The organism is Streptomyces sp. NPDC034103, from assembly GCF_055575395.1.
Genome location: NZ_JBVISS010000005.1, coordinates 27,597 through 48,031, shown reverse-complemented (window position 1 = coordinate 48,031; position 20,435 = coordinate 27,597). Strand labels below are relative to the sequence as shown.

Annotated in this window: 15 protein-coding genes; 8 read left to right on the top strand and 7 right to left on the bottom strand. The window is 72.0% G+C overall.

All coding sequences use genetic code 11. The features are described from left to right. Positions 1–94: 94 nt before the first annotated feature. Positions 95–1,093 carry an aldo/keto reductase gene (locus ACZ56U_RS11975; protein WP_469083918.1) on the bottom strand — a complete coding sequence of 333 codons (999 nt, stop codon included), beginning with the start codon at positions 1,091–1,093 and terminating at the stop codon, positions 95–97. Positions 1,094–1,171: 78 nt separating this feature from the next. Between ACZ56U_RS11975 and ACZ56U_RS11970 the strand changes: the two genes are divergently transcribed. The 6 genes from ACZ56U_RS11970 to serA all read left to right on the top strand — a co-directional run bounded on the left by ACZ56U_RS11970 (position 1,172) and on the right by serA (position 11,231). Beyond that, positions 1,172–2,137, top strand: a complete 966-nt coding sequence (locus ACZ56U_RS11970; RefSeq protein ID WP_469083917.1) for a 2-hydroxyacid dehydrogenase — start codon at positions 1,172–1,174, stop codon at positions 2,135–2,137. Between the two features lie 416 nt (positions 2,138–2,553). Beyond that, the gene (locus tag ACZ56U_RS11965; RefSeq protein WP_469083916.1) at positions 2,554–5,577 is read left to right on the top strand and encodes a putative bifunctional diguanylate cyclase/phosphodiesterase; all 3,024 of its coding nucleotides are present in this window, start codon (positions 2,554–2,556) and stop codon (positions 5,575–5,577) included. Between the two features lie 235 nt (positions 5,578–5,812). Further along, positions 5,813–7,666, top strand: a complete 1,854-nt coding sequence (locus tag ACZ56U_RS11960) for an acetolactate synthase large subunit (RefSeq protein WP_469083915.1) — start codon at positions 5,813–5,815, stop codon at positions 7,664–7,666. Positions 7,667–7,687: 21 nt separating this feature from the next. Then, positions 7,688–8,212, top strand: a complete 525-nt coding sequence (ilvN, locus tag ACZ56U_RS11955) for an acetolactate synthase small subunit (protein ID WP_469083914.1) — start codon at positions 7,688–7,690, stop codon at positions 8,210–8,212. A 117-nt stretch (positions 8,213–8,329) separates the two neighbouring features. After that, positions 8,330–9,328 (top strand): ketol-acid reductoisomerase, encoded by a 999-nt coding sequence (gene ilvC / locus ACZ56U_RS11950; protein WP_469083913.1) that lies wholly within the window; start codon positions 8,330–8,332, stop codon positions 9,326–9,328. Positions 9,329–9,641: 313 nt separating this feature from the next. Continuing rightward, positions 9,642–11,231, top strand: a complete 1,590-nt coding sequence (serA, locus tag ACZ56U_RS11945) for a phosphoglycerate dehydrogenase (protein ID WP_469083912.1) — start codon at positions 9,642–9,644, stop codon at positions 11,229–11,231. Between the two features lie 63 nt (positions 11,232–11,294). Here the strand turns inward: serA and ACZ56U_RS11940 are convergent, their stop codons facing one another. Next, positions 11,295–12,833 (bottom strand): MFS transporter, encoded by a 1,539-nt coding sequence (locus ACZ56U_RS11940; RefSeq protein ID WP_469083911.1) that lies wholly within the window; start codon positions 12,831–12,833, stop codon positions 11,295–11,297. A 136-nt stretch (positions 12,834–12,969) separates the two neighbouring features. Here ACZ56U_RS11940 and ACZ56U_RS11935 point away from each other — a divergent pair, with 136 nt between their 5' ends. Continuing rightward, complete coding sequence (locus tag ACZ56U_RS11935; protein ID WP_469083910.1) at positions 12,970–13,560, top strand: TetR/AcrR family transcriptional regulator; 591 nt, start codon at positions 12,970–12,972, stop codon at positions 13,558–13,560. Here ACZ56U_RS11935 and ACZ56U_RS11930 read toward each other — a convergent pair. From ACZ56U_RS11930 to ACZ56U_RS11915, 4 genes are read right to left on the bottom strand one after another with little or no spacing between them, the layout of a single operon-like run. After that, entirely contained in the window at positions 13,547–14,227 is a 681-nt protein-coding gene (locus ACZ56U_RS11930) for an ATP-binding cassette domain-containing protein (protein ID WP_469083909.1), read from the bottom strand. The two genes, ACZ56U_RS11935 and ACZ56U_RS11930, sit on opposite strands and share 14 nt — an antisense overlap. Then, positions 14,224–15,342, bottom strand: a complete 1,119-nt coding sequence (locus ACZ56U_RS11925; RefSeq protein ID WP_469083908.1) for an ABC transporter ATP-binding protein — start codon at positions 15,340–15,342, stop codon at positions 14,224–14,226. The genes ACZ56U_RS11930 and ACZ56U_RS11925 overlap by 4 nt, the downstream gene beginning before the upstream one ends. Then, positions 15,332–17,101 (bottom strand): ABC transporter permease subunit, encoded by a 1,770-nt coding sequence (locus ACZ56U_RS11920; protein ID WP_469083907.1) that lies wholly within the window; start codon positions 17,099–17,101, stop codon positions 15,332–15,334. Before ACZ56U_RS11920 ends, ACZ56U_RS11925 begins: the two co-directional genes overlap by 11 nt. A 5-nt stretch (positions 17,102–17,106) precedes the next feature. After that, positions 17,107–18,603, bottom strand: coding sequence for an ABC transporter substrate-binding protein (locus ACZ56U_RS11915; protein ID WP_469083906.1), 1,497 nt, complete (start codon positions 18,601–18,603; stop codon positions 17,107–17,109). 151 nt (positions 18,604–18,754) lie between these two features. Between ACZ56U_RS11915 and ACZ56U_RS11910 the strand changes: the two genes are divergently transcribed. Beyond that, positions 18,755–19,063, top strand: coding sequence for an NIPSNAP family protein (locus tag ACZ56U_RS11910; protein WP_469083905.1), 309 nt, complete (start codon positions 18,755–18,757; stop codon positions 19,061–19,063). A gap of 86 nt (positions 19,064–19,149) precedes the next feature. On the opposite strand, the gene ACZ56U_RS11905 is transcribed toward ACZ56U_RS11910, so the two are convergent. Further along, entirely contained in the window at positions 19,150–20,328 is a 1,179-nt protein-coding gene (locus tag ACZ56U_RS11905; RefSeq protein ID WP_469083904.1) for a PucR family transcriptional regulator, read from the bottom strand. Positions 20,329–20,435 lie beyond the last annotated feature (107 nt).

The following is a 20,435-nucleotide window of genomic DNA, read 5'->3' as shown; positions in this document are numbered from 1 at the left end:
TCGACTCCGGGGCCCGAACACCGAGCCTCCGCGAACTCCGGCGCCTGACACCGGGCCCCGGCCCACCACCCCCGGGCCCACCCCCGCGGCCCCCTCAGTCCCAGGACCCCAGCGCCCCCGGCAGCTCCGCCACCTCCGTCAGATCCTCCGTGGACAGGCGAAGTGCGGCCGCGGCCGCGTTCTCCGTCACCCAGCGCTCGTGCTTGGCGCCCGGGATCGGGATGACGTGCCGGCCGCGGGAGAGGACCCAGGCGAGGGCGATCTGGGCCGGGGTGACGGTGTCGCCGTGGCGGGCGGCGATGCGGCGCAGGCCGGCGACGATGGGTTGGTTGGCGGCCATCATCTCGGCGGTGAAGCGGGGATGGCGGGCGCGGACGTCGTCCGGTTCGAAGCCCTCGCCGGGGATGAGGGTGCCGGTCAGGAAGCCGTTGCCCAGCGGCATCGCCGCCAGGAAGCCGATCCCGCGCGCCTCGCACCACGGCAGCAGCGCCTCCAGCGCCTCGGGGGACCAGACCGACAGCTCCGCCTCCACCGCGCTCACCGGAAAGACCTGCTGGACGCGCTGGAGCTGGCGGATCGTCGCGTCGTGCAGCCGGGCCCCCGAGCGGCGCCCACCGCGCGCACCCATCGCGCACAGGCCCAGCGACCGCACCTTACCGGCCCGGACGAGCTCCGCCATCGCGCCCCAGGTCTCCTCGACCGGGACCTCGGGGTCGGCGCGGTGCAGCTGGTAGAGGTCGATCACGTCCGTCTGCAACCGCCGCAGGGAGGCGTCGCACGCCCGCCGCACATAACCGGGGCGGCCGTTGGCCACGATGTGCTGCTCGCCGACCAGCAGACCCACCTTCGTCGACACGAAGGCGTCCTGGCGCCGCTCCTTCAGGACCCGCCCCAGCAGCAGCTCATTGGTGAACGGGCCGTACATGTCGGCCGTGTCCAGCAGTGTGGAGCCCAGATCCAGCGCCCGGTGCACGGCCCTGACCGACTCCTCGCCGCGCTGCCGCGACCCGCTGTAGGCCCAGCTCATCGGCATGCACCCGAGTCCGACTTCCCCCACCGAGAGCGCCGCCGCCCCGATCGTCCTGCGCTCCACCTGCTCGTGACCCTCCCTCTTCCGGCACCCCACAACCTAACCTCTGCGTCCTCACACGCCTGACATAGCCTCGTGCCCATGACCGCTGCTGACGTGTGGCTCCCCATCCCGCCGGACGAGATCGCCGGGCTCCCCGAAGGGCCCACCTACCTTTTCTGGGACGGCGGCGAGGACGGGCGGCAGCCCTTCCCCGGCGACCCGGCCGACTGTGCCGTGTACGTGGTGCCCTACATGAAGCGACAGGACGTGAAGGTCCGCCCGCTCAAGGAGATGCGGAACCTGCGGCTCGTGCAGACCCTCACGGCGGGCGTCGACGACGTCCTCGCACGGCTGGACGACGTCGCCCCCGGTGTACCGCTGTGCAACGCGCGCGGTGTGCACGAGGCGAGCACCGCCGAACTCGCCCTGACCCTGACGCTGGCCTCGCTGCGCGGCATCCCCGGCTTCGTGCGCGCGCAGCAACAGGAGCACTGGCAGGGCGACTTCCACCCCGCACTCGCCGACAAGAGCGTGCTCGTCGTCGGCTACGGCGCCATCGGCGCCGCGATCGAGGACCGGCTCGTGCCGTTCGAGGTCGCGCGGGTGGTGCGCGTCGCGCGCTCCGCGCGCACCACGGAGCGCGGACCGGTGCACCCGCTCGGCGACCTGCCCGCCCTGCTTCCCGAGGCGGACGTCGTCATCCTCTCGACGCCGTTGAACGAGACCACCCGGGGCCTGGTGGACGCCGAGTTCCTGGCCCGGATGAAGGACGGCGCCCTCCTGGTGAACGTCGCGCGCGGTGGCGTGGTCGACACCAAGGCACTGCTCGCCGAACTGGAGAGCGGCCGCATCACGGCGGCACTGGACGTCGTCGACCCCGAACCGCTGCCCGCGGGGCACCCGTTGTGGCAGGTGCCGGGCGTGCTCATCACCCCGCACGTGGGCGGCCCGACGTCCGCGTTCCTGCCGCGCGCAAAGCGGCTGCTGGCGGACCAGTTGGGGCGTTTCGTGAACCAGGAGCCCCTGCGCAACGTGATCCTCACGACGGGTTCCGCCGACGCCTGAGCCCCGGAGCGAGAGGCACGCAATCCGTTTCCGGCACCGTCCGCCACCTCCCGGACGCGGTCCGTACCCGCACTCCCGTGGACGGTCACGGAGCGTAGAGGAACTATGTCCCTGAGTGACGAGACTGGTGTATCGTCCCGACAGGGGCTGCGCCGCGCACCGTTCGGCGCCGGGGATGGACATTTCAGACTGTGAGGGGGGCGACGGGCGATGCACGGTCTATGGACGAACGATCCGACGCGGCGAAGCCGCCGACGGCGACCCTGGCGCACGGCCGCGCGCAGACGCGGTCACCACGGCAGCCACACCTGCCGTCACAGCCATCACCACCGCCGGCACAGCAGCCGCAGGAGGCATGCGCATCCAGCGACCCCGGACTCCCGGGACCCTGGAGCGGCGCGGACCGGGAGGACCCGGTGACCTCGCCGCCGCCTCCCACGACCACCCTCAACGGAGCGCTGCGGGCACAGCCTTCGCCAGGGTCGCTGCTGCCCCGGCCGCCGTACCCCGGCAGCCGGACGAGCATGGTCCACCAACTCCTCCTGGCCCTGGTGTGCGCGGTGTACGCCGTCGGTTCCGCGGTCGGCTGGGGCTCCGAGGAAGTCGCGCTGATCATGGGCGACTTCGGGCTGAGCGCCGCGGCGGCCATCGCCGCGGTCTCCTGCTTCCTCTACGCCCGTAACCGCCGCGTCCGCTTCCGGCTCGCCTGGACGCTGTTCGCCCTCTCCTCGGCCATGGCCTCCCTGGGCAACCTGGTCTGGGGCTGGTACGAGGTCGTTCTGCAACGGCCCGTGCCGAGCCCCAGTTACGCCGACGCGTTCTTCCTGTGCTTCGCGCCGCCCGCCATCGTGGGCCTGCTGGTCCTCGCCAAACGGCCGGTGACGAAGGCGGGTTGGGTCTGTCTGGGCCTGGACGCCTGGCTGATCGGCGGCTCGCTGCTCACGCTCTCCTGGAGCCTCGCCCTCGCCCAGGCGGCGCGGTCCGAGGGGTCGAGCGTCTCGCAGACCGCGCTGTCGCTGGCGTACCCACTGCTGGACATCGCCCTGGTCAGCATGGTGCTCGCGCTGCACTTCCGGCGCTCGGCGGTGAACCGCTCCGCGGTCAACACCGCGATCGGCGCGCTCGCGCTGACCGTCATGTGCGACGCCCTGTTCACCTCGCCGCTGGTGCAGAACGCCTACCGGTCCGGCCAGTTGCTGGACGCGGGCTGGTTCGCGGGCTCGCTCCTGCTCGCCTACGCGCCCTGGGCCGCACCCCGGCACGGGCAGCCGGCCGGCGCGGGCCCGGACGGGGCGCGGCAGGACGGCACCGGGTACACGCGCGTGGTCCACGAACACCTGCCGGGGCAGCGCGGCGGCGGCCACCACCACGCGCCCCCGCAGGGAGGTGATCACAGCCGGTATCCGGCCGCGGGACCCATCGTCGGGTCCCTCTCCGCCCTCACGCCGTATCTCGCCGCCGCCGTCTGCACCCTGGGGATCCTCTACAACGTCCTCGACGGCCACAGCGTCGACCGGGTGGTGCTCCTCACCGGTGGCACCGTCGTGCTCGCCCTCGTGGTGCGCCAGGGCATCATGCTGCTCGACAACATCACCCTCACCCAGGAACTGGCGCAGAAGGAGAACCACTTCCGCTCCCTGGTGCAGGGTTCCAGCGACGTCATCATGATCGCCGCGCCCAACGGCATCCTCCGCTACGTCTCCCCGGCCGCCGCGGGTGTCTACGGCTGCCCCGCGGAGGACCTGGTGGGCACCGAGCTGGCCCATCTCATCCACCCGGAGGACCTGGGCTGCGTGGTGCACGAGGTGCGCCGCTTCCTCGCCGCCAGCCCGCTGGAGGAACCCACTACGCGCATCGAGTGCCGCTTCCGGTCCGGTGACGGCGGCTGGCTGAATGTCGAGTCCACCGTCAACCGTCATCACGGCGGACTCATCTTCAACAGCCGGGACGTGACCGAGAGGGTGCGTCTGCAGGCGCAGCTCCAGCACAACGCCGAGCACGACCCGCTCACCGACCTGCCCAACCGCGCCCTGTTCACCAAGCGGGTCCAGCAGGCGCTCTCCGGCCGCCGCTCCTCCGACCGCGGCGCTGCTGCTCGTGGCACGGCCGTTCTCTTCATCGACCTCGACGGCTTCAAGGCCGTCAACGACACGATCGGGCACCAGGCCGGGGACGAACTGCTCGTCCAGGCCGCCCGCAGACTCCAGGACGCCGTCCGGCACGGCGACACCGCCTCCAGGCTGGGCGGCGACGAGTTCGCGGCCCTGATCGTCGGGGACGGCACCCGGGACCGCGCCGCCCGGGAGCGCCACATCCTGGAGCTCGCCGACCGCCTCAGGATCACCCTCTCGCAGCCCTACCTCATCGACGGCAACGATGTCCGCGTCGCCGCCTCCATCGGCGTCGCCTTCGCCGAGCCGGGCCTGGGCGCGGGCGAGATCCTGCGCAACGCCGACCTCGCGATGTACCGCGCCAAGTCGGCCGGAAAGGGACGCGTCGAGCTGTACGCGCCTCAGATGCAGCAGGACGTCGTACGCAAGGCGGAGCTGGCCACGCGTCTGCGGGCCGCGCTGCACGACGGTGAGTTCGCGCTGCTGCACCAGCCGGTGGTCTGTCTGGAGGACGGCCGGATCACATCGGTCGCCGCCCAGGCGCGCTGGCGGTCCTCACAAGGGGTGCTCTTCACGCCGGCCGAGTTCCTGCGAGTGGCCGAGGACAGCGACAGGACCGCCGAGCTGAGCCGCTGGATGCTGGAACGAGCCGTCGAACAGGCCGCCGAGCGCACCGCGACCGGGCTGTCCGTGCCGGTGACGGTCCGGATGAGCGCCAGAAGACTGCTGGACCGGTCGCTGCCGCTCGGCTCGATCGAGGCGCTGCTGACCCGGCACGGGCTGCCGTCCGGGTCCCTGGTGATCGAACTGTCCGAAACCGATCCCCGGGTCTCCCTGGACGAACTGGAACGCCGGCTGAGCGCGCTGCGCAGACTCGGCGTGCGGATCGCCCTGGACGGCTTCGGCAGCGGATACGCGGCGATCACCGCACTGCGCAGGCTCCCGGTCGACGTGCTCAAACTCGACCGCAGTCTGGTGGACGGGGTCGTGGAGTCCGCGCGGCTGCACAAGATCACCAACGGGCTGCTCAGGATCGCCGGGGATCTGGGGCTGCAGTCCGTGGCCGACGGCGTGGACCTGCCCGAGCAGGTCGTGGCGCTGCGGGCGATGGGCTGCACCCACGGGCAGGGGATGGCTTTCTCCGGCCCGCTGGACGAGTACCGGCTGCGCCGAGCGCTCGCTTCCGGCCATTATCCGGTGCCGAACGGTCCGGCGGAGCCCGCGTTCGCGGGAGGAGGCGTGGGGGTGTACACAAGTGGGGTCCCCGCTGTTCTCGGAGGCGGCAGTGCCCGGCGCTCACATAATGAGACTCCCGTCCCACCCACTTGACACGTGGTGTGCGCCGGGGGGAGGGTCAGTGCCATGCGCACCCGAATTCTCGTACTTGGCAAGCGCGTCGGCTGAGCTGGTGACGTCCGGGCGGACCCGGAACTCCCAGCGACCACTCCCGGCGCGCTCCCCTCGCTTGCCTCTTGGCACGAGGGGTTTTTTGTTGCACAGGATCCAGGCGTAAAAAGCAGCACACCGTACAAACCTCGCAAAAACCCTCAGCATCGAGAAGAGAATGACGATGACCGAGCAGGCCACCGGGGCCCACCATCCGCAGCCGCGGCCCCGATCCGGAGGACAGCAGTCCGCCCCCGAGCACGTCACGGGCGCGCAGTCCCTCATCCGCTCTCTCGAGGAGGTCGGCGCCGAGACGGTATTCGGCATCCCCGGCGGTGCGATCCTGCCCGCGTACGACCCGCTGATGGACTCCCGGCGGGTGCGCCACGTCCTGGTCCGCCACGAGCAGGGCGCCGGCCACGCGGCCACCGGCTACGCGCAGGCCACCGGCAAGGTCGGCGTCTGCATGGCGACCTCCGGACCCGGCGCCACCAACCTGGTGACCCCGATCGCCGACGCGCACATGGACTCGGTGCCGCTCGTGGCGATCACCGGCCAGGTCGCGTCCAAGGCGATCGGCACGGACGCCTTCCAGGAGGCGGACATCGTCGGCATCACCATGCCGATCACCAAGCACAACTTCCTGGTCACCAAGGCCGAGGACATCCCGCGTGTGATCGCGCAGGCGTTCCACATCGCCTCCACCGGTCGCCCCGGCCCGGTCCTGGTCGACATCGCCAAGGACGCCCTCCAGGCGCGGACCACCTTCTCCTGGCCGCCCGTCATGGACCTGCCCGGCTACCGGCCCGTCACCAAGCCGCACGCCAAGCAGATCCGCGAGGCCGCGAAGCTCATCACCAACGCCAAGCGGCCCGTCCTCTACGTCGGCGGCGGTGTCCTCAAGGCACACGCCACCGCCGAGCTCAAGGTTCTCGCCGAGCTCACCGGAGCGCCCGTCACCACCACCCTGATGGCGCTCGGCGCGTTCCCCGACAGCCACCCGCTGCACGTGGGAATGCCGGGCATGCACGGTGCGGTCACCGCCGTCACCGCGCTGCAGAAGGCCGACCTGATCGTCGCCCTCGGAGCCCGCTTCGACGACCGCGTCACCGGCAAGCTGGACAGCTTCGCCCCGTACGCCAAGATCGTCCACGCCGACATCGACCCGGCCGAGATCGGCAAGAACCGGGCCGCGGACGTGCCGATCGTCGGTGACGCGCGCGAGGTCATCGCCGACCTGATCCAGGCGGTGCAGAAGGAGCACAGCGAGGGTCACCAGGGCGACTACAGCGCCTGGTGGAAGGACCTCAACCGCTGGCGCGACACCTACCCGCTGGGCTACGACCACCCCACCAACGGCACGCTCTCCCCGCAGCAGGTCATCGAGCGCATCGGCCGGCTCGCGCCGGAGGGCACGATCTTCGCCGCGGGCGTCGGCCAGCACCAGATGTGGGCCGCGCACTACATCCAGTACGAGAAGCCCGCGACCTGGCTGAACTCCGGCGGCGCCGGAACGATGGGCTACGCGGTCCCGGCCGCGATGGGCGCCAAGGCCGGAGCGCCGGACAAGGCGGTCTGGGCGATCGACGGCGACGGCTGCTTCCAGATGACCAACCAGGAACTCACCACCTGCGCCCTGAACAACATCCCGATCAAGGTCGCCGTCATCAACAACGGCGCCCTCGGGATGGTCCGCCAGTGGCAGACCCTCTTCTACAACCAGCGGTACTCCAACACCGTGCTGCACTCCGGTCCCGACGACGTCAACCCCGAGGCCCGCGGCACCCGCGTCCCCGACTTCGTGAAGCTGTCGGAGGCCATGGGCTGCCACGCGATCCGCTGCGAGTCACCGGACGACCTCGACAAGGTCATCGAAGAGGCGAACTCCATCAACGACCGCCCGGTCGTCATCGACTTCATCGTCCACGAGGACGCGATGGTGTGGCCGATGGTCGCCGCCGGCACCTCCAACGACGAGATCATGGCCGCCCGGGACGTCCGCCCCGACTTCGGCGACAACGAAGACGACTGAGCGAGAGAGACGTAAAAGATCATGTCCAAGCACACGCTCTCCGTCCTGGTGGAGAACAAGCCGGGCATCCTGGCCCGGATCGCCGCGCTGTTCTCCCGCCGCGGCTTCAACATCGACTCGCTCGCCGTGGGGGTCACCGAGCACGCCGACATCTCCCGCATCACGATCGTGGTGAGCGTCGACGCGCTGCCGCTGGAGCAGGTCACCAAGCAGCTCAACAAGCTCGTCGAGGTGCTCAAGATCGTCGAACTGGAGCCGTCGAACGCCGTCCAGCGCGAACTCGTTCTGGTGAAAGTGCGCGCCGACAACGAGACACGCTCGCAGATCGTCGAGATCGTCCAGCTGTTCCGCGCCAAGACCGTCGACGTCTCCCCGGAGGCCGTCACCATCGAGGCCACCGGCGGCAGCGACAAGCTGGAGGCGATGCTGAAGATGCTGGAGCCGTTCGGCATCAAGGAGCTCGTCCAGTCCGGCACGATCGCCATCGGCCGCGGCGCCCGCTCGATCACGGACCGCTCGCTGCGCGCCCTCGACCGTTCGGCGTGACGCGGTTCCGGGCGGCCGGGTGACACCGGCCGCCCGTATACCGAGACCCCGAGACCTCACCTCAGCCCGCCGTCATACGGTGGGACGCACCATCTGCACTCAAGGAGAGAACCCAAAGTGGCCGAGCTGTTCTACGACGCCGACGCCGACCTGTCCATCATCCAGGGCCGCAAGGTCGCGGTCATCGGTTACGGCAGCCAGGGCCACGCCCACGCGCTGTCGCTGCGCGACTCGGGTGTGGACGTCCGCGTGGGTCTGCACGAGGGCTCGAAGTCCAAGGCCAAGGCCGAGGAGCAGGGCCTGCGCGTGGTGACCCCGTCGGAGGCCGCCGCCGAGGCCGACGTCATCATGATCCTGGTGCCGGACCCGATCCAGGCCCAGGTCTACGAGGAGTCCATCAAGGACAACCTCAACGACGGCGACGCGCTGTTCTTCGGCCACGGTCTGAACATCCGCTTCGACTTCATCAAGCCCCCGGCCGGCGTCGACGTCTGCATGGTCGCCCCGAAGGGCCCGGGCCACCTGGTCCGTCGTCAGTACGAGGAGGGTCGCGGCGTTCCGTGCATCGCGGCCGTCGAGCAGGACGCCACGGGCAACGCCTTCCCGCTGGCCCTGTCGTACGCCAAGGGCATCGGCGGCACCCGCGCGGGCGTCATCAAGACGACCTTCACCGAGGAGACCGAGACCGACCTCTTCGGCGAGCAGGCCGTTCTCTGCGGTGGCACGGCCGCGCTGGTCAAGGCCGGTTTCGAGACGCTGACCGAGGCGGGCTACCAGCCGGAGATCGCGTACTTCGAGTGCCTGCACGAGCTGAAGCTCATCGTGGACCTCATGTACGAGGGCGGCCTGGAGAAGATGCGCTGGTCGGTCTCCGAGACCGCCGAGTGGGGCGACTACGTCACCGGCCCGCGGATCATCACCGACGCCACCAAGGCCGAGATGAAGAAGATCCTCGCCGAGATCCAGGACGGCACCTTCGCGCGTGAGTGGATGGCCGAGTACCACGGCGGTCTGAAGAAGTACAACGAGTACAAGCAGCAGGACTCCGAGCACCTGCTGGAGACCACCGGCAAGCAGCTGCGCAAGCTGATGAGCTGGGTGAACGAGGAGGCGTGAGCCTCGGGCCCGAAGGGGCCGGGGCGAACGGCCCCGGCCCCTTCGGCCACCTCGGACGACACCCCGGTCCAGAGCGGCCCGAGGCGTTGTCCACCCCGTCCACCCACGGACGGGTGATACTTCCGTAGCGGCGCGGAGCGACGTCGGCGGCGCCACTACACTGCTGCACTAATACGCGTCAGGCCCACAGCGTCGTGCGTCTTCCACGCGGCTACAGCGACACCGGGAACGAACCCGCACTTCCCCGGCGCCGCTCCCTCCACCGCCTGCGGCCGTCGGGACGGCCGACCGCACTGGACTTGTGAGGACTCACGTGAGCTCGAAACCTGTCGTACTCATCGCTGAAGAGCTGTCGCCCGCGACCGTCGACGCGCTTGGCCCCGACTTCGAGATCCGGCACTGCAACGGCGCTGACCGCGCCGAGCTGCTGCCCGCCATCGCCGACGTCGACGCGATCCTGATCCGCTCGGCCACCAAGGTCGACGCCGAGGCGATCGCCGCCGCGAACAAGCTGAAGGTCGTCGCGCGAGCCGGCGTCGGCCTGGACAACGTGGACGTCTCCGCCGCCACCAAGGCCGGCGTGATGGTCGTCAACGCCCCGACCTCCAACATCGTCACCGCCGCCGAGCTGGCCTGCGGTCTGCTGCTTGCCACCGCGCGCCACATCCCGCAGGCCAACACCGCGCTGAAGAACGGCGAGTGGAAGCGCAGCAAGTACACGGGCGTCGAGCTCGCCGAGAAGACCCTCGGTGTCGTCGGCCTCGGCCGCATCGGCGCGCTGGTCGCGCAGCGCATGTCCGCGTTCGGCATGAAGGTCGTCGCCTACGACCCCTACGTGCAGCCCGCGCGGGCCGCGCAGATGGGCGTCAAGGTGCTGTCGCTCGACGAGCTGCTCGAGGTCTCCGACTTCATCACCGTGCACCTGCCCAAGACCCCCGAGACCCTCGGTCTCATCGGCGACGAGGCCCTGCACAAGGTCAAGCCGAGCGTGCGCATCGTCAACGCCGCGCGCGGTGGGATCGTCGACGAGGCGGCGCTGTTCTCGGCGCTGAAGGAGGGCCGGGTCGCCGGCGCCGGCCTCGACGTGTACGCGAAGGAGCCCTGCACGGACTCCCCGCTCTTCGAGCTCGACGAGGTCGTCTGCACCCCGCACCTCGGCGCCTCCACCGACGAGGCCCAGGAGAAGGCCGGCATCGCCGTCGCCCGCTCCGTGCGCCTCGCTCTCGCCGGTGAGCTGGTCCCCGACGCTGTGAACGTCCAGGGCGGCGTCATCGCCGAGGACGTCAAGCCGGGTCTGCCGCTCGCCGAGCGCCTCGGCCGGATCTTCACCGCGCTCGCGGGTGAGGTCGCGGTCCGCCTCGACGTCGAGGTCTACGGCGAGATCACCCAGCACGACGTGAAGGTGCTGGAGCTGTCCGCCCTCAAGGGTGTCTTCGAGGACGTCGTCGACGAGACCGTGTCGTACGTCAACGCCCCGCTGTTCGCGCAGGAGCGTGGCGTCGAGGTGCGGCTGACGACCAGCTCGGAGTCGGCCGACCACCGCAACGTCGTCACCGTGCGCGGCACGCTCGGCAACGGCGAGGAGGTCGCGGTCTCCGGCACGCTGGCCGGCCCGAAGAACCTCCAGAAGATCGTGGCCGTCGGCGACTACGACGTCGACCTGGCGCTCGCCGACCACATGGTCGTCCTCAAGTACGAGGACCGTCCCGGTGTCGTCGGCACCGTGGGCCGCGTCTTCGGCGAGGCGGGCATCAACATCGCCGGGATGCAGGTGTCCCGCTCGGTCGCCGGTGGCGAGGCGCTGGCCGTGCTGACCGTGGACGACACGGTGCCGCCGGCGGTGCTGACCGAACTCGAGACGGAGATCGGCGCGACGTCGGTCCGTGCGGTGAACCTGGTCTGAGGTGGCGGTGTCCGGGGGTTGGCGCCCCCGGGCCCTCGCCTTCGGCCCGCAAGGGCCTCCTCCTCACACGCCGGACGCGCTGAGCTTGCTCGGCTCGTCCGGCGTTTCGCATGCCTGCGGCCGGACCTCGACGCCCCGCAGGGTCACCGCCGCCAGCCCCGCGGCCCCCGTGAGGACCACCGCTCCCGCGATCGCCGCCCCGGTCATCCCGCTGGTGAACGCCTCCCGCGCCACGGTCGCCAGTCCCGGCACCCGGTCGGCGACGGCCAGCGCCCCGCCCAGCGTCTCGCGGGCCCCGTCCGGCGCCGTGCCCGGCATCTCGTGGCGGTAGACGGCCGTACCGATCGATCCGAGCACCGCCATCCCCAGCGCCCCGCCGAACTCCGCGCCGGTCTCCATCAGGGAGGACGCGCTGCCGGCCCGCTCCACCGGGGCGGTGCCCAGAGCGAGGTCCATGATCTGGGACATCACGGTGACGCCACCGGCGGCGAGGACCCCGCAGGAGACCAGCACCAGCGCCATCGAGTCCGTCCCGGCGAGGGACAGCAGCGCGAAGCCGCCCGCGGAGATCGCGAAGCCCGCGGTGACGACGTGCGCCCGGGCCACACCCCTCTGGACGAGGGCGGTCGCGACCGGCGCCGCCGCACCGATGGGGACGGACGGCAGGAGCGCCCACAGGGCCGCCTCCAGCGCGCTCTTGTCGAGGACCGACTGCAGGTACTGGGTGGTGAAGTAGGCCGACCCCATGATCCCGAACGCCGAGACCAGGTTCAGGGCGACGGACGGCGCGAAGCCGCGGCCACGGAACAGGACCGGGTCGATCATCGGTGCGGCGGTGGTGCGCTGGCGGTGGACGAAGAGGGCCGCGAAGAGCAGGCCCACGGTGATCGAGACGACGTAGCGGACGTTCCAGCCCTCCGAGGGGAGCTCCTTCAGGCCGTAGACCACGGGGAGCACGGCGGCCATCGACAGTGGGACGCTCGGCCAGTCGAAGCGGCCGGGGGCGGGGTTTTTCGACTCGGGGAGGAGCGCCGGGCCGAGGACCAGCAGCAGGACCATGGCGGGCAGGTTGACCAGGAAGACCGAACCCCACCAGAAGTACTCGACCAGCACCCCGCTCAGCACCGAGCCCAGCGCGATCCCGGCGGTCATCACGCCGGACCACAGGCCGATCGCCTTCGCGCGCTGGCCGGGGTCGGTGAACATCGTGCGCAGCAGGGCCATGGTCGACGGCATCAGGGTGGCGCCGCCGATGCCGAGGACCGCGCGGGCCGCGATCAGGGTCTCGGCGCTGTTCGCGTACGCCGCCACCAGCGAGGCGGTGCCGAAGGCGGCGGCGCCGATCAGCAGGAGCCTGCGGTGGCCGATGCGGTCGCCGAGCGAGCCCATCGTCATCAGCAGGCCGGCCAGCGCGAACGCGTAGATGTCGAAGATCCACAGCTGCTGGGTGCCGGTCGGCTCCAGCTCGGCGCTGATCGACGGGATCGCGAAGTAGAGGACGGAGACGTCCATCGAGACCAGCAGCAGCGGGAGCATCAGCACGGTGAGCGCCGTCCATTCCCGGCGTCCGGCGTGTGGGGTGGTGCTCGTCGAATTCGTCATGCCGAGGAATGTACGGACGTCCTAAACGTTTGTCTAGAACGGATGTATAGATCGAGCGTATGGGACGGTCGTGTAGCGCAGGCGCATGGGACGGCCGTATGGGACGGTCGTATGGACGCGGGGTAGGGTGGCCGCCATGGGACACCGCGAGGATCTGCTCGAAGGCGCCAAGCGCTGCCTGCTGGCGAAGGGGTTCGTGCGCACGACCGCGCGCGACATCGTCAAGGAGTCGGGGACCAACCTGGCCTCGATCGGCTACCACTACGGCTCGAAGGACAAGCTCCTCGCGGAGGCCTACATCGCCCTGGTGGGCGAGGTGTCCGACGACTGGGAGGGGTCCGACGCCCCGGAGTCCGGCACGGGTGCCGCGCCGGGCTCGATCGAGCGTTTCCAGGAGGTCTGGGCGAGCATCATCCGCACCCTGCGGGAGCCCGACTCCATGTGGCACCTCAGCATGGAGATCATCGCCATGGGCGACCAACTGCCCGAGGTGCGCGACCATTTGGCGCGCGCTCAGCGCGAGGCCGCGCGCGGGATCATCCCGCTGTTCATGGGCGGCCGCGAGGAGGACGTCGAGGAGGAGGACGTGGACTCCGTCGGGCAGCTCTACAACACCCTGATGACCGGCCTCATCGCCCAGTGGACCTTCGACCCGAGGACCGCGCCCACCGCGGAGCAGCTCACCGAGGGACTGCGCCGGGTCGTCGACGGGCTCAGCCGGGGCTGATCCGCCCGTCCCGCATCTCGATCACCCGGTCCGCGAAGTGCCGTACGACGGCCCGGTCATGGCAGATGAGGAGATAGCCGAGACCCAGCTCGTCCTGGAGGTCGGCCAGCAGGTTCAGCACCCCGGCCCGCACCGAGGGGTCCAGTGCCGACACCGGTTCGTCCAGCACCAGCAGCCGCGGTTCGGAGGCCAACGCCCGGGCGATACCGGCGCGTTGACACTGGCCGCCGGACAGCTCGTGCGGGAGCCGGTCCCCGTACGAGGGGTCCAGGCCGACCCGGTCGAGGAGTTCGGCCACCCGGGCGGGGCCGTCCGTGGCGTTCCAGTGGCCGTGGACCCTCAGGGGTTCGGCGACCGCGTCCCGGATGCGGTGGCGGGGACTCAGGGAGCCGTAGGGGTCCTGGAGGACGGGCTGCATACGCGGGCGCAGCGGGCGCAGTTCGCGTTCCGTCAGGCGCGTCAACTCCCGCCCTTCGAAACGGACTTCGCCGGACTGCGGGCGGCGCAGCTGGAGCACGGCCAGCGCGGTGGAGGACTTGCCGCAGCCCGAGGGGCCGCTGAGGGCGAGGGTCTCGCCGGCGTCCAGGGCGAAGGAGACGTGGTCCACGGCGGTGGCGGTGCCGTAGCGGACCACGAGGTCGCGGACGTCGAGAAGAGGGGTGCTCACACGTTCTCCCAGTGGTGGCAGGCGACCAGCCGCCCGGCGGCCCGCCGCGGCTGCGGCTCCTCGTCCCGGCAGGCGTCCGTGGCGTGATGGCAGCGGGGCGCGAAGGCGCAGCCCGGCGGGAGCGCGCCCGGTGTCGGGGGCGTCCCGGGGAAGGTGGGCAGGCGTCGCGCGCGGGCCTGTCGGGGCAACGACGCCAGCAGGCCCGCCGTATAGGGGGCCAGCGGACGCTCCAGCACCTCCCGCGCGGGACCGAGTTCGGTCAGCCTCCCGGCGTACATGACCAGCGCCCGGTCCGCGTGGGCGCGTACGACGTCCAGGTCGTGCGTGACCAGGACCAGCGCCGCCCCGAGGGCCTCACGCCGCTCGGTGAGGACCCGCAGCACCTGGTCACGGCGCTCCTCGTCCAGTGCCGTGGTGGGTTCGTCGGCGACCAGGACGTCCGGGTCGTTGATCGTGGCCATGGCGATGACCGCGCGCTGTCGCATACCGCCGGAGAACTCGTGCGGATACGCCCGTGCCCGGCGGGCGGCGTCGGGGATGCCGACCCGGTCGAGCGCGGCCACCGCCCTGTCCCGTGCCTCGGCGCGGGAGACGCGGGCCACCGAGCGTACGGCGGCGGCGAGTTGGTCACCCACGGGGTGCACGGGGGAGAGCGCGGACAGGGCGTCCTGCGGGACCAGCGCGATACGCCTGCCGCGCTCGGCCGAGAGGTCCGGGCGCACGGTTCCCGTCGTCGTCGCGCCGCGCGGCAGCATGCCGAGGAGGGCCCGGGCGGTGAGGGACTTGCCCGCACCCGACTCACCCACGATCGCGAGGACTTCGCGGGGACGGACGTCGAAGGAGACACCGCGCACGGCTTCGACGCCGCCGAAGGAGACACGCAGGTCGCGCACGGAGAGGAGCGCCTCGGGGACCGCCGGCTCGGACTGCGGCGCCTTGGACTGCGTTGCCTTGGACCGCGTTGCCTTGGACCGCGGCGCTTCGGACCGCGTTGCCTGGGACCGCGTCGCCTCGGGCGGCGTCGCCTCGCGTGCCGTCGTCCCGCGCGTCGGCGGCTCGTGCCCCACCGTCCCTCCGGGCTCCGGTGCCTCGTACGTCATCGCCTCAGACTCCAACGGGGGCCTCCTTCACGGTCGTCCGTCCTGCGGGGGCGGGGGCCTTCTTCGTGGTCCTGCCGCGTCCCTGCGCGTACGCCGACCCCGACACGGCGAGTCCTGCCAGCAGGGCCAGTGCCACCGCCGGGGCGAGGGCGGCCCAGGGGGCGCGTTCCACGTAGGCGCGGGACTCGTCGAGGAGCAGGCCCCACTCCGGGGCGGGCGGCTGGGCGCCCAGGCCCAGGAAGCCCAGGGAGGCCAGGGCGAGGGCGATGCCGGGCAGGCGGAGGAGGGCGTGGCGGGCCACGGGTGCGGCCACCGACGGCAGGACGTGCCGGGTCAGGATCCACCACGGCGTGGCGCCGATGGCACGCTGGGCCATCAGGAAGGAGGACGCCCGGACCTCCTGCACCAGTGCCGCGGCGTGCGCGGACAGCGCCGGCCACGAGATCAGGGCGACCGCGAGGGCGGTGCCGCCGGTGCCGGGTCCCACGGCCGCGGCGACGAGGATGCCGACGATCACCGGGGGCAGGGCGTTGGCGATGTCCGCCGCGCCCGCGGCGACGCCGGGCAGGAAGCCGAGCGCCAGGGCGATCACCAGGCCCAGCAGGCAGATGGCGGCGGCCGTGCCGACCGTCGAGGCGGCCCCGTGCCCGAGCCGGGCGAGGACGTCCCGGCCGAGGGCGTCGGTGCCGAGCGGGTGGGGCCAGGAGGGGGCGGCGAGCCGGGCGCCGGTGTTCACGGCGTACGGGTCGCGCAGCAGGCCCCAGCCGATGGTGAGCGCCAGGACGGCGGCCAGGGCGAGCGGTACCGCCGGGTGCACGCGGACCGGGCGCGGCGGGGGCAGCGTCAGCCCCGCGTCACGCAGGGCGGGGCCCAGCAGCCGGCGTCGTACGAGGGAGGCCGCGGCGCCCGCGGCGAGACCGAGCAGCAGCAGGGCGAGCACCGAGCCCTGGAGCAGGGGCAGGTCCTGGGAGCGGGCCGCGCCGAGGGCGGTGCGGCCGATGCCGGGCACCGCGAAGACCAGCTCCACGGCGACCGCGCCACCGGTCAGACCGACGGCGGCCATCCCGAACTGCGGGACCAGCGGCGGCAGTACGCGCTTGAGGGCGGCCGCCGAGATCGTCGTACGGCGTACTCCCGCTCCCCGCCACATCTCCACCCACCGCTCGTCCAGGACGGCGGGCAGCGCGTCCGCGACCAGCCGGCCGAGCAGGCCGCCCGCGGGGACGCCGAGGGCGAGCGCGGGGAGCACCATGTACTCCGGGCCCTGCCAGCCGGACGTCGGCAGCCACCCCAGCCACACCCCGAACACCAGCAGTGCCACGATGGCCAGCAGGAACTCCGGTACGGCGGCCGTCATCGCGGCGACCGCGCCGGACGTGCCGCGCCCGCGCACCAGCACCGGCACCACCAGGGCGGCGCCCAGCAGCACCGCCACGCCGAGCGCCGCGCCCATCAGGGCGAGCGAGACCTGGAGGCCGGAGACCACGGAGGGCAGGACGTCGTACCCGGACACCCAGGAGGTGCCGAGGTCGCCATGCAGCAGGTCGGTGGCCCAACTCCCCAGCAGGGAAAGGGGACCGGCGTCCAGACCGAGGTCGGCGCGGATCGCGGACAGTGCCTCGTCGGTGCCCTCCTGCTCCGCGGAGCGGGCGCGCAGCACGGTGAGCGCCGGGTCCCGGTGGGAGAGCCAGGGCAGCAGGCCGACGACGGCCAGGACGGCGAGGAGACAGACGCAGCGGGTCAGCGCGGCCGGGCCGACCGACTTGAGGGCCATGGACTTCACTTGACGTACGTGTCCACGGTGACGAGCTCACGCTCGCGCGGGTCGTGCGCGGCGGCCACGACACCGGCGGCGTCCCCCTGGATCACCCGCTCGTGGAGCAGCGGGACGGCGGCGTCGGCGGCCAGGATCGCGCCCTCGGCCTCGACGACGGCCTTGCGGCGCGCGTCGCCGACCTTGGTGTCGGTGGCCTTCTTCAGTGCCGCGTCGACCGTGCGGTCGGAGAACTGGGCGAGGTTGAAGGTGCCGTCGGAGGCGAAGTCGCTGTAGAGGTAGGCGGCCGGGTCGCCGGAGTCGAGGACGGTGGCGCGGGAGAGGACGAACGCGTCGAACCTGCCGTCGAGCGCGTCGGACTCGATGTTGGCGTACTCGCGGACGTCGAGCTTCACCTTGAACCCGGCCTTCTGGAGCTGCTGTTGCAGCGTGGCGGCGACCTCGGGCATCTCGGAGCGGTCGGTGTACGTGCCGATGGTGACGGTCTCACCGTCCGGCTCACCGGCCTTGGTCCGCCGCACGTCCGTACGCAGTTCGGCGGCCCAGGGCAGCGCCGGCCCGAGCAGCCCCTTGGCGGCATCGGCCCGGCCCTCGTACACCCCGTCGACGAGCGCCTCGGCGTCGACGGCCTCGCGGGCGGCGGCACGCAGCGAGGCGTCCTTGAAGGCGCCCTTCGCGGTGTTGAGGTACAGGGTGTTGGTGCGCGGCGTCGGTACCTCGGTGATGAGCTTCTCGTCGAGCAGCGCGGCCTGCGAGACGGGCACCGCCTCCACGATGTCGGCCTCCCCGCTGCGCAACGCCGCCGCGCGGGCGGTGCCGTCGGGCACGTACTTCACGTCGATTCCGGGGGACTTGGCCTTGCCGCCCCAGTAGGCGTCGTAGCGGTCGAGGGTGGCGGAGGAGGTGCCGTCGACCCTCGTGAGCACGAAGGCCCCGGTGCCCGCGCCGACCGGGTTCACGGTCTTGCCGCGGTATGCCTTCGCCGCGAGGATCGACAGCTGCGGCGAGCTGAGGCGCTGCGGGACCAGGGGGTCCTCGTCGGCGGTCGTGACGGTGACGGTGTCGGCGTCCACCGCCTTCGCGGTCAGCTCGACGCCGTCGAGGATGCGGGGCTTGGGGGCGGCGGTGGCGGCGGTGGTGAGCGACCGTACGACGGCCTCGGCGTCCAGCTTCGTGCCGTCGTGGAAGGTGACGCCGTCGCGTATCTCGAAGGTCCAGGTCTTCCCGGACTGCCGCCACGCGGTGGCGAGGGCGGGCCGGGCGTCGCCCTCCTCGTCCAGGTCGACCAGCGTCTCGGCCGTGGACCAGCGGGACAGCTTGAACGCGTCGTCGGACAGCGGCGACAGTTCGGAACGCGGGGGCTGCATCATCGCGACACGGATCCGCTTGCCCTCGCCGTCGCCCTGGGCGGCGGAGTCGCCTCCCGAGAAGCATCCGGTGAGCAGGGCGGACGCCGCCGTGAGGGCGGTGAGGGGGAGCAGACGGCGAGCGGGCAGGCGCACGGGACCCTCCGGGTAAGGGGGTGATCAAGGGTGGGTGCGCTGACGCTAGCATGATGACAATCATTTTCAATAATTGTTCCGACGGCCGGACTCCGGGCGCGGGCGCGGGGCCGCCGTCGGGCCCCCGGCCGGCCCGCTGCATCATGGAGGCATGATCACGGTTCATCTGAGATACGAGATCGACGCCGACAAGATCGAGGACTTCGAGGAGTACGGCCGCCGCTGGGTGGGGCTCGTCAACCGTCTCGGCGGGACGCACCACGGCTACTTCCTGCCGAGCGAGGGCGACAGCGACATCGCCTACGCCCTCTTCTCGTTCCCCAGCCTCGCCGCCTACGAGCGGTACCGCACGGACAGCGCGTCCGATCCGGAGTGCCAGGACGCCCTCGAACTGGCGCGCCGCACACGCTGCATCAAGCGCTACGAACGCCGCTTCCTCCGCCCGCTCGACGGGGTCTAGGCCGGGGGGGGTGCGGGACCTCACCGGCGAGCGCGGTCGCGCCATCGCCTTATGGCGGGGGGTCGGCGGTGCCGGCCCCCTCGGGCCTAGAGTCGCGCCCCCTTCAACGCCATGTGCAGCAGCAGTCGGTCCTCGCCGTCGTCCAGGTCCAGGCCCGTCAGCTGCTCGACCCGGGACAGGCGGTAGTAGAGCGTCTGCCGGTGGATGCCCAGCTCCGCCGCCGTGCGGCCCGCCTGGCCCGCGCGGTCGAGGTAGGTCTCGGCGGTGCGGGCGAGTTCACGGTGGGCGGGGGAGAGCAGGGGGCGTACGGCGGGGTCGTGGGCGGTGTCCGCGGGGAGGGCGGTCAGCAGCCGGTACGGGCCGATGCGCGACCACTCCGCGACCGGGCCGAGGGCCGGTTCCGCGAGCGCCGCGCGGGCCGCCGCCGAGGCCTCCCGCCAGGACGTCGCGAGATCGGTGAGACCGGTGCGGGCCTGTCCCAGGCCGGCCGCGCGGGCACCCTCCCCGAGCAGCCGCTGCGCCGCCGCCAGCGCCGGGGCGGGCACCTCCGGCGAGCGCAGCCGGACCAGGACCGCCAGGCTCTGCGCGGCCGCGCCCCAGGGGACGGTGCACAGCGCGGTCGCGTGCGGCACCGTACGCGCGGACGGGGCGTCGTCCGGGTCGGCGGACGGCCAGGGCGCGACGCACACCACCGCGTGCGGGCCGTCGCCGCGCGGGCCGAGGGCCGTGCGCAGCGCCGCCACCGCCATCTCACCCCGCCAGCCCCGCTCGGCGGTCAGCACCGCCCGCAGCTCCCGGCTCAGGTCGGCCCCGTGCTGTGCCTCGTCGGCGAGCAGCGCGCCGATCCGGACCGTCACCTCCATCGCGGCGGCGAGCTGGGCGTCGGTGGGGCCGGGCTCGGACTCCAGCAGCCAGACGTAGCCGAGGACGACACCCCGATGGCGTACGGGAAGACAGATCCGGCCGCGGTACACGCCCGCCTCCGGCGTCGGCGGGATGCGGACGGGAGCGGTCGCCCGGGTGATGCCGAAGCCCTCGAACCAGGCCCGGACGGCGGCCGTCGAGCGGCGGGTCAGGATCGAGCGGGTGCGCACCGGGTCCAGCGCCGAGGGGTCGAGGTCGCCCTCGCTGTCGTACGCCCCGAAGGCGATCAGCTCGAAGTCGCGGTTCTCCAGGGTCGCGGGGACCCCGAGAAGCTCGGAGATCTCGTCGACCAGCTCCTGGTAGTCACCGGCTCGGTGGAAGGACGAGGCGTCGGCTGTCACTCGGGCATTCTCCCGCACAACCCTGCCTCTTCATACATCTGTCTGAGATCTGCGGCACGGATGCGTGACAGCTGTCGATGGCCGACGATCGGAGGGATCCTTAGGTT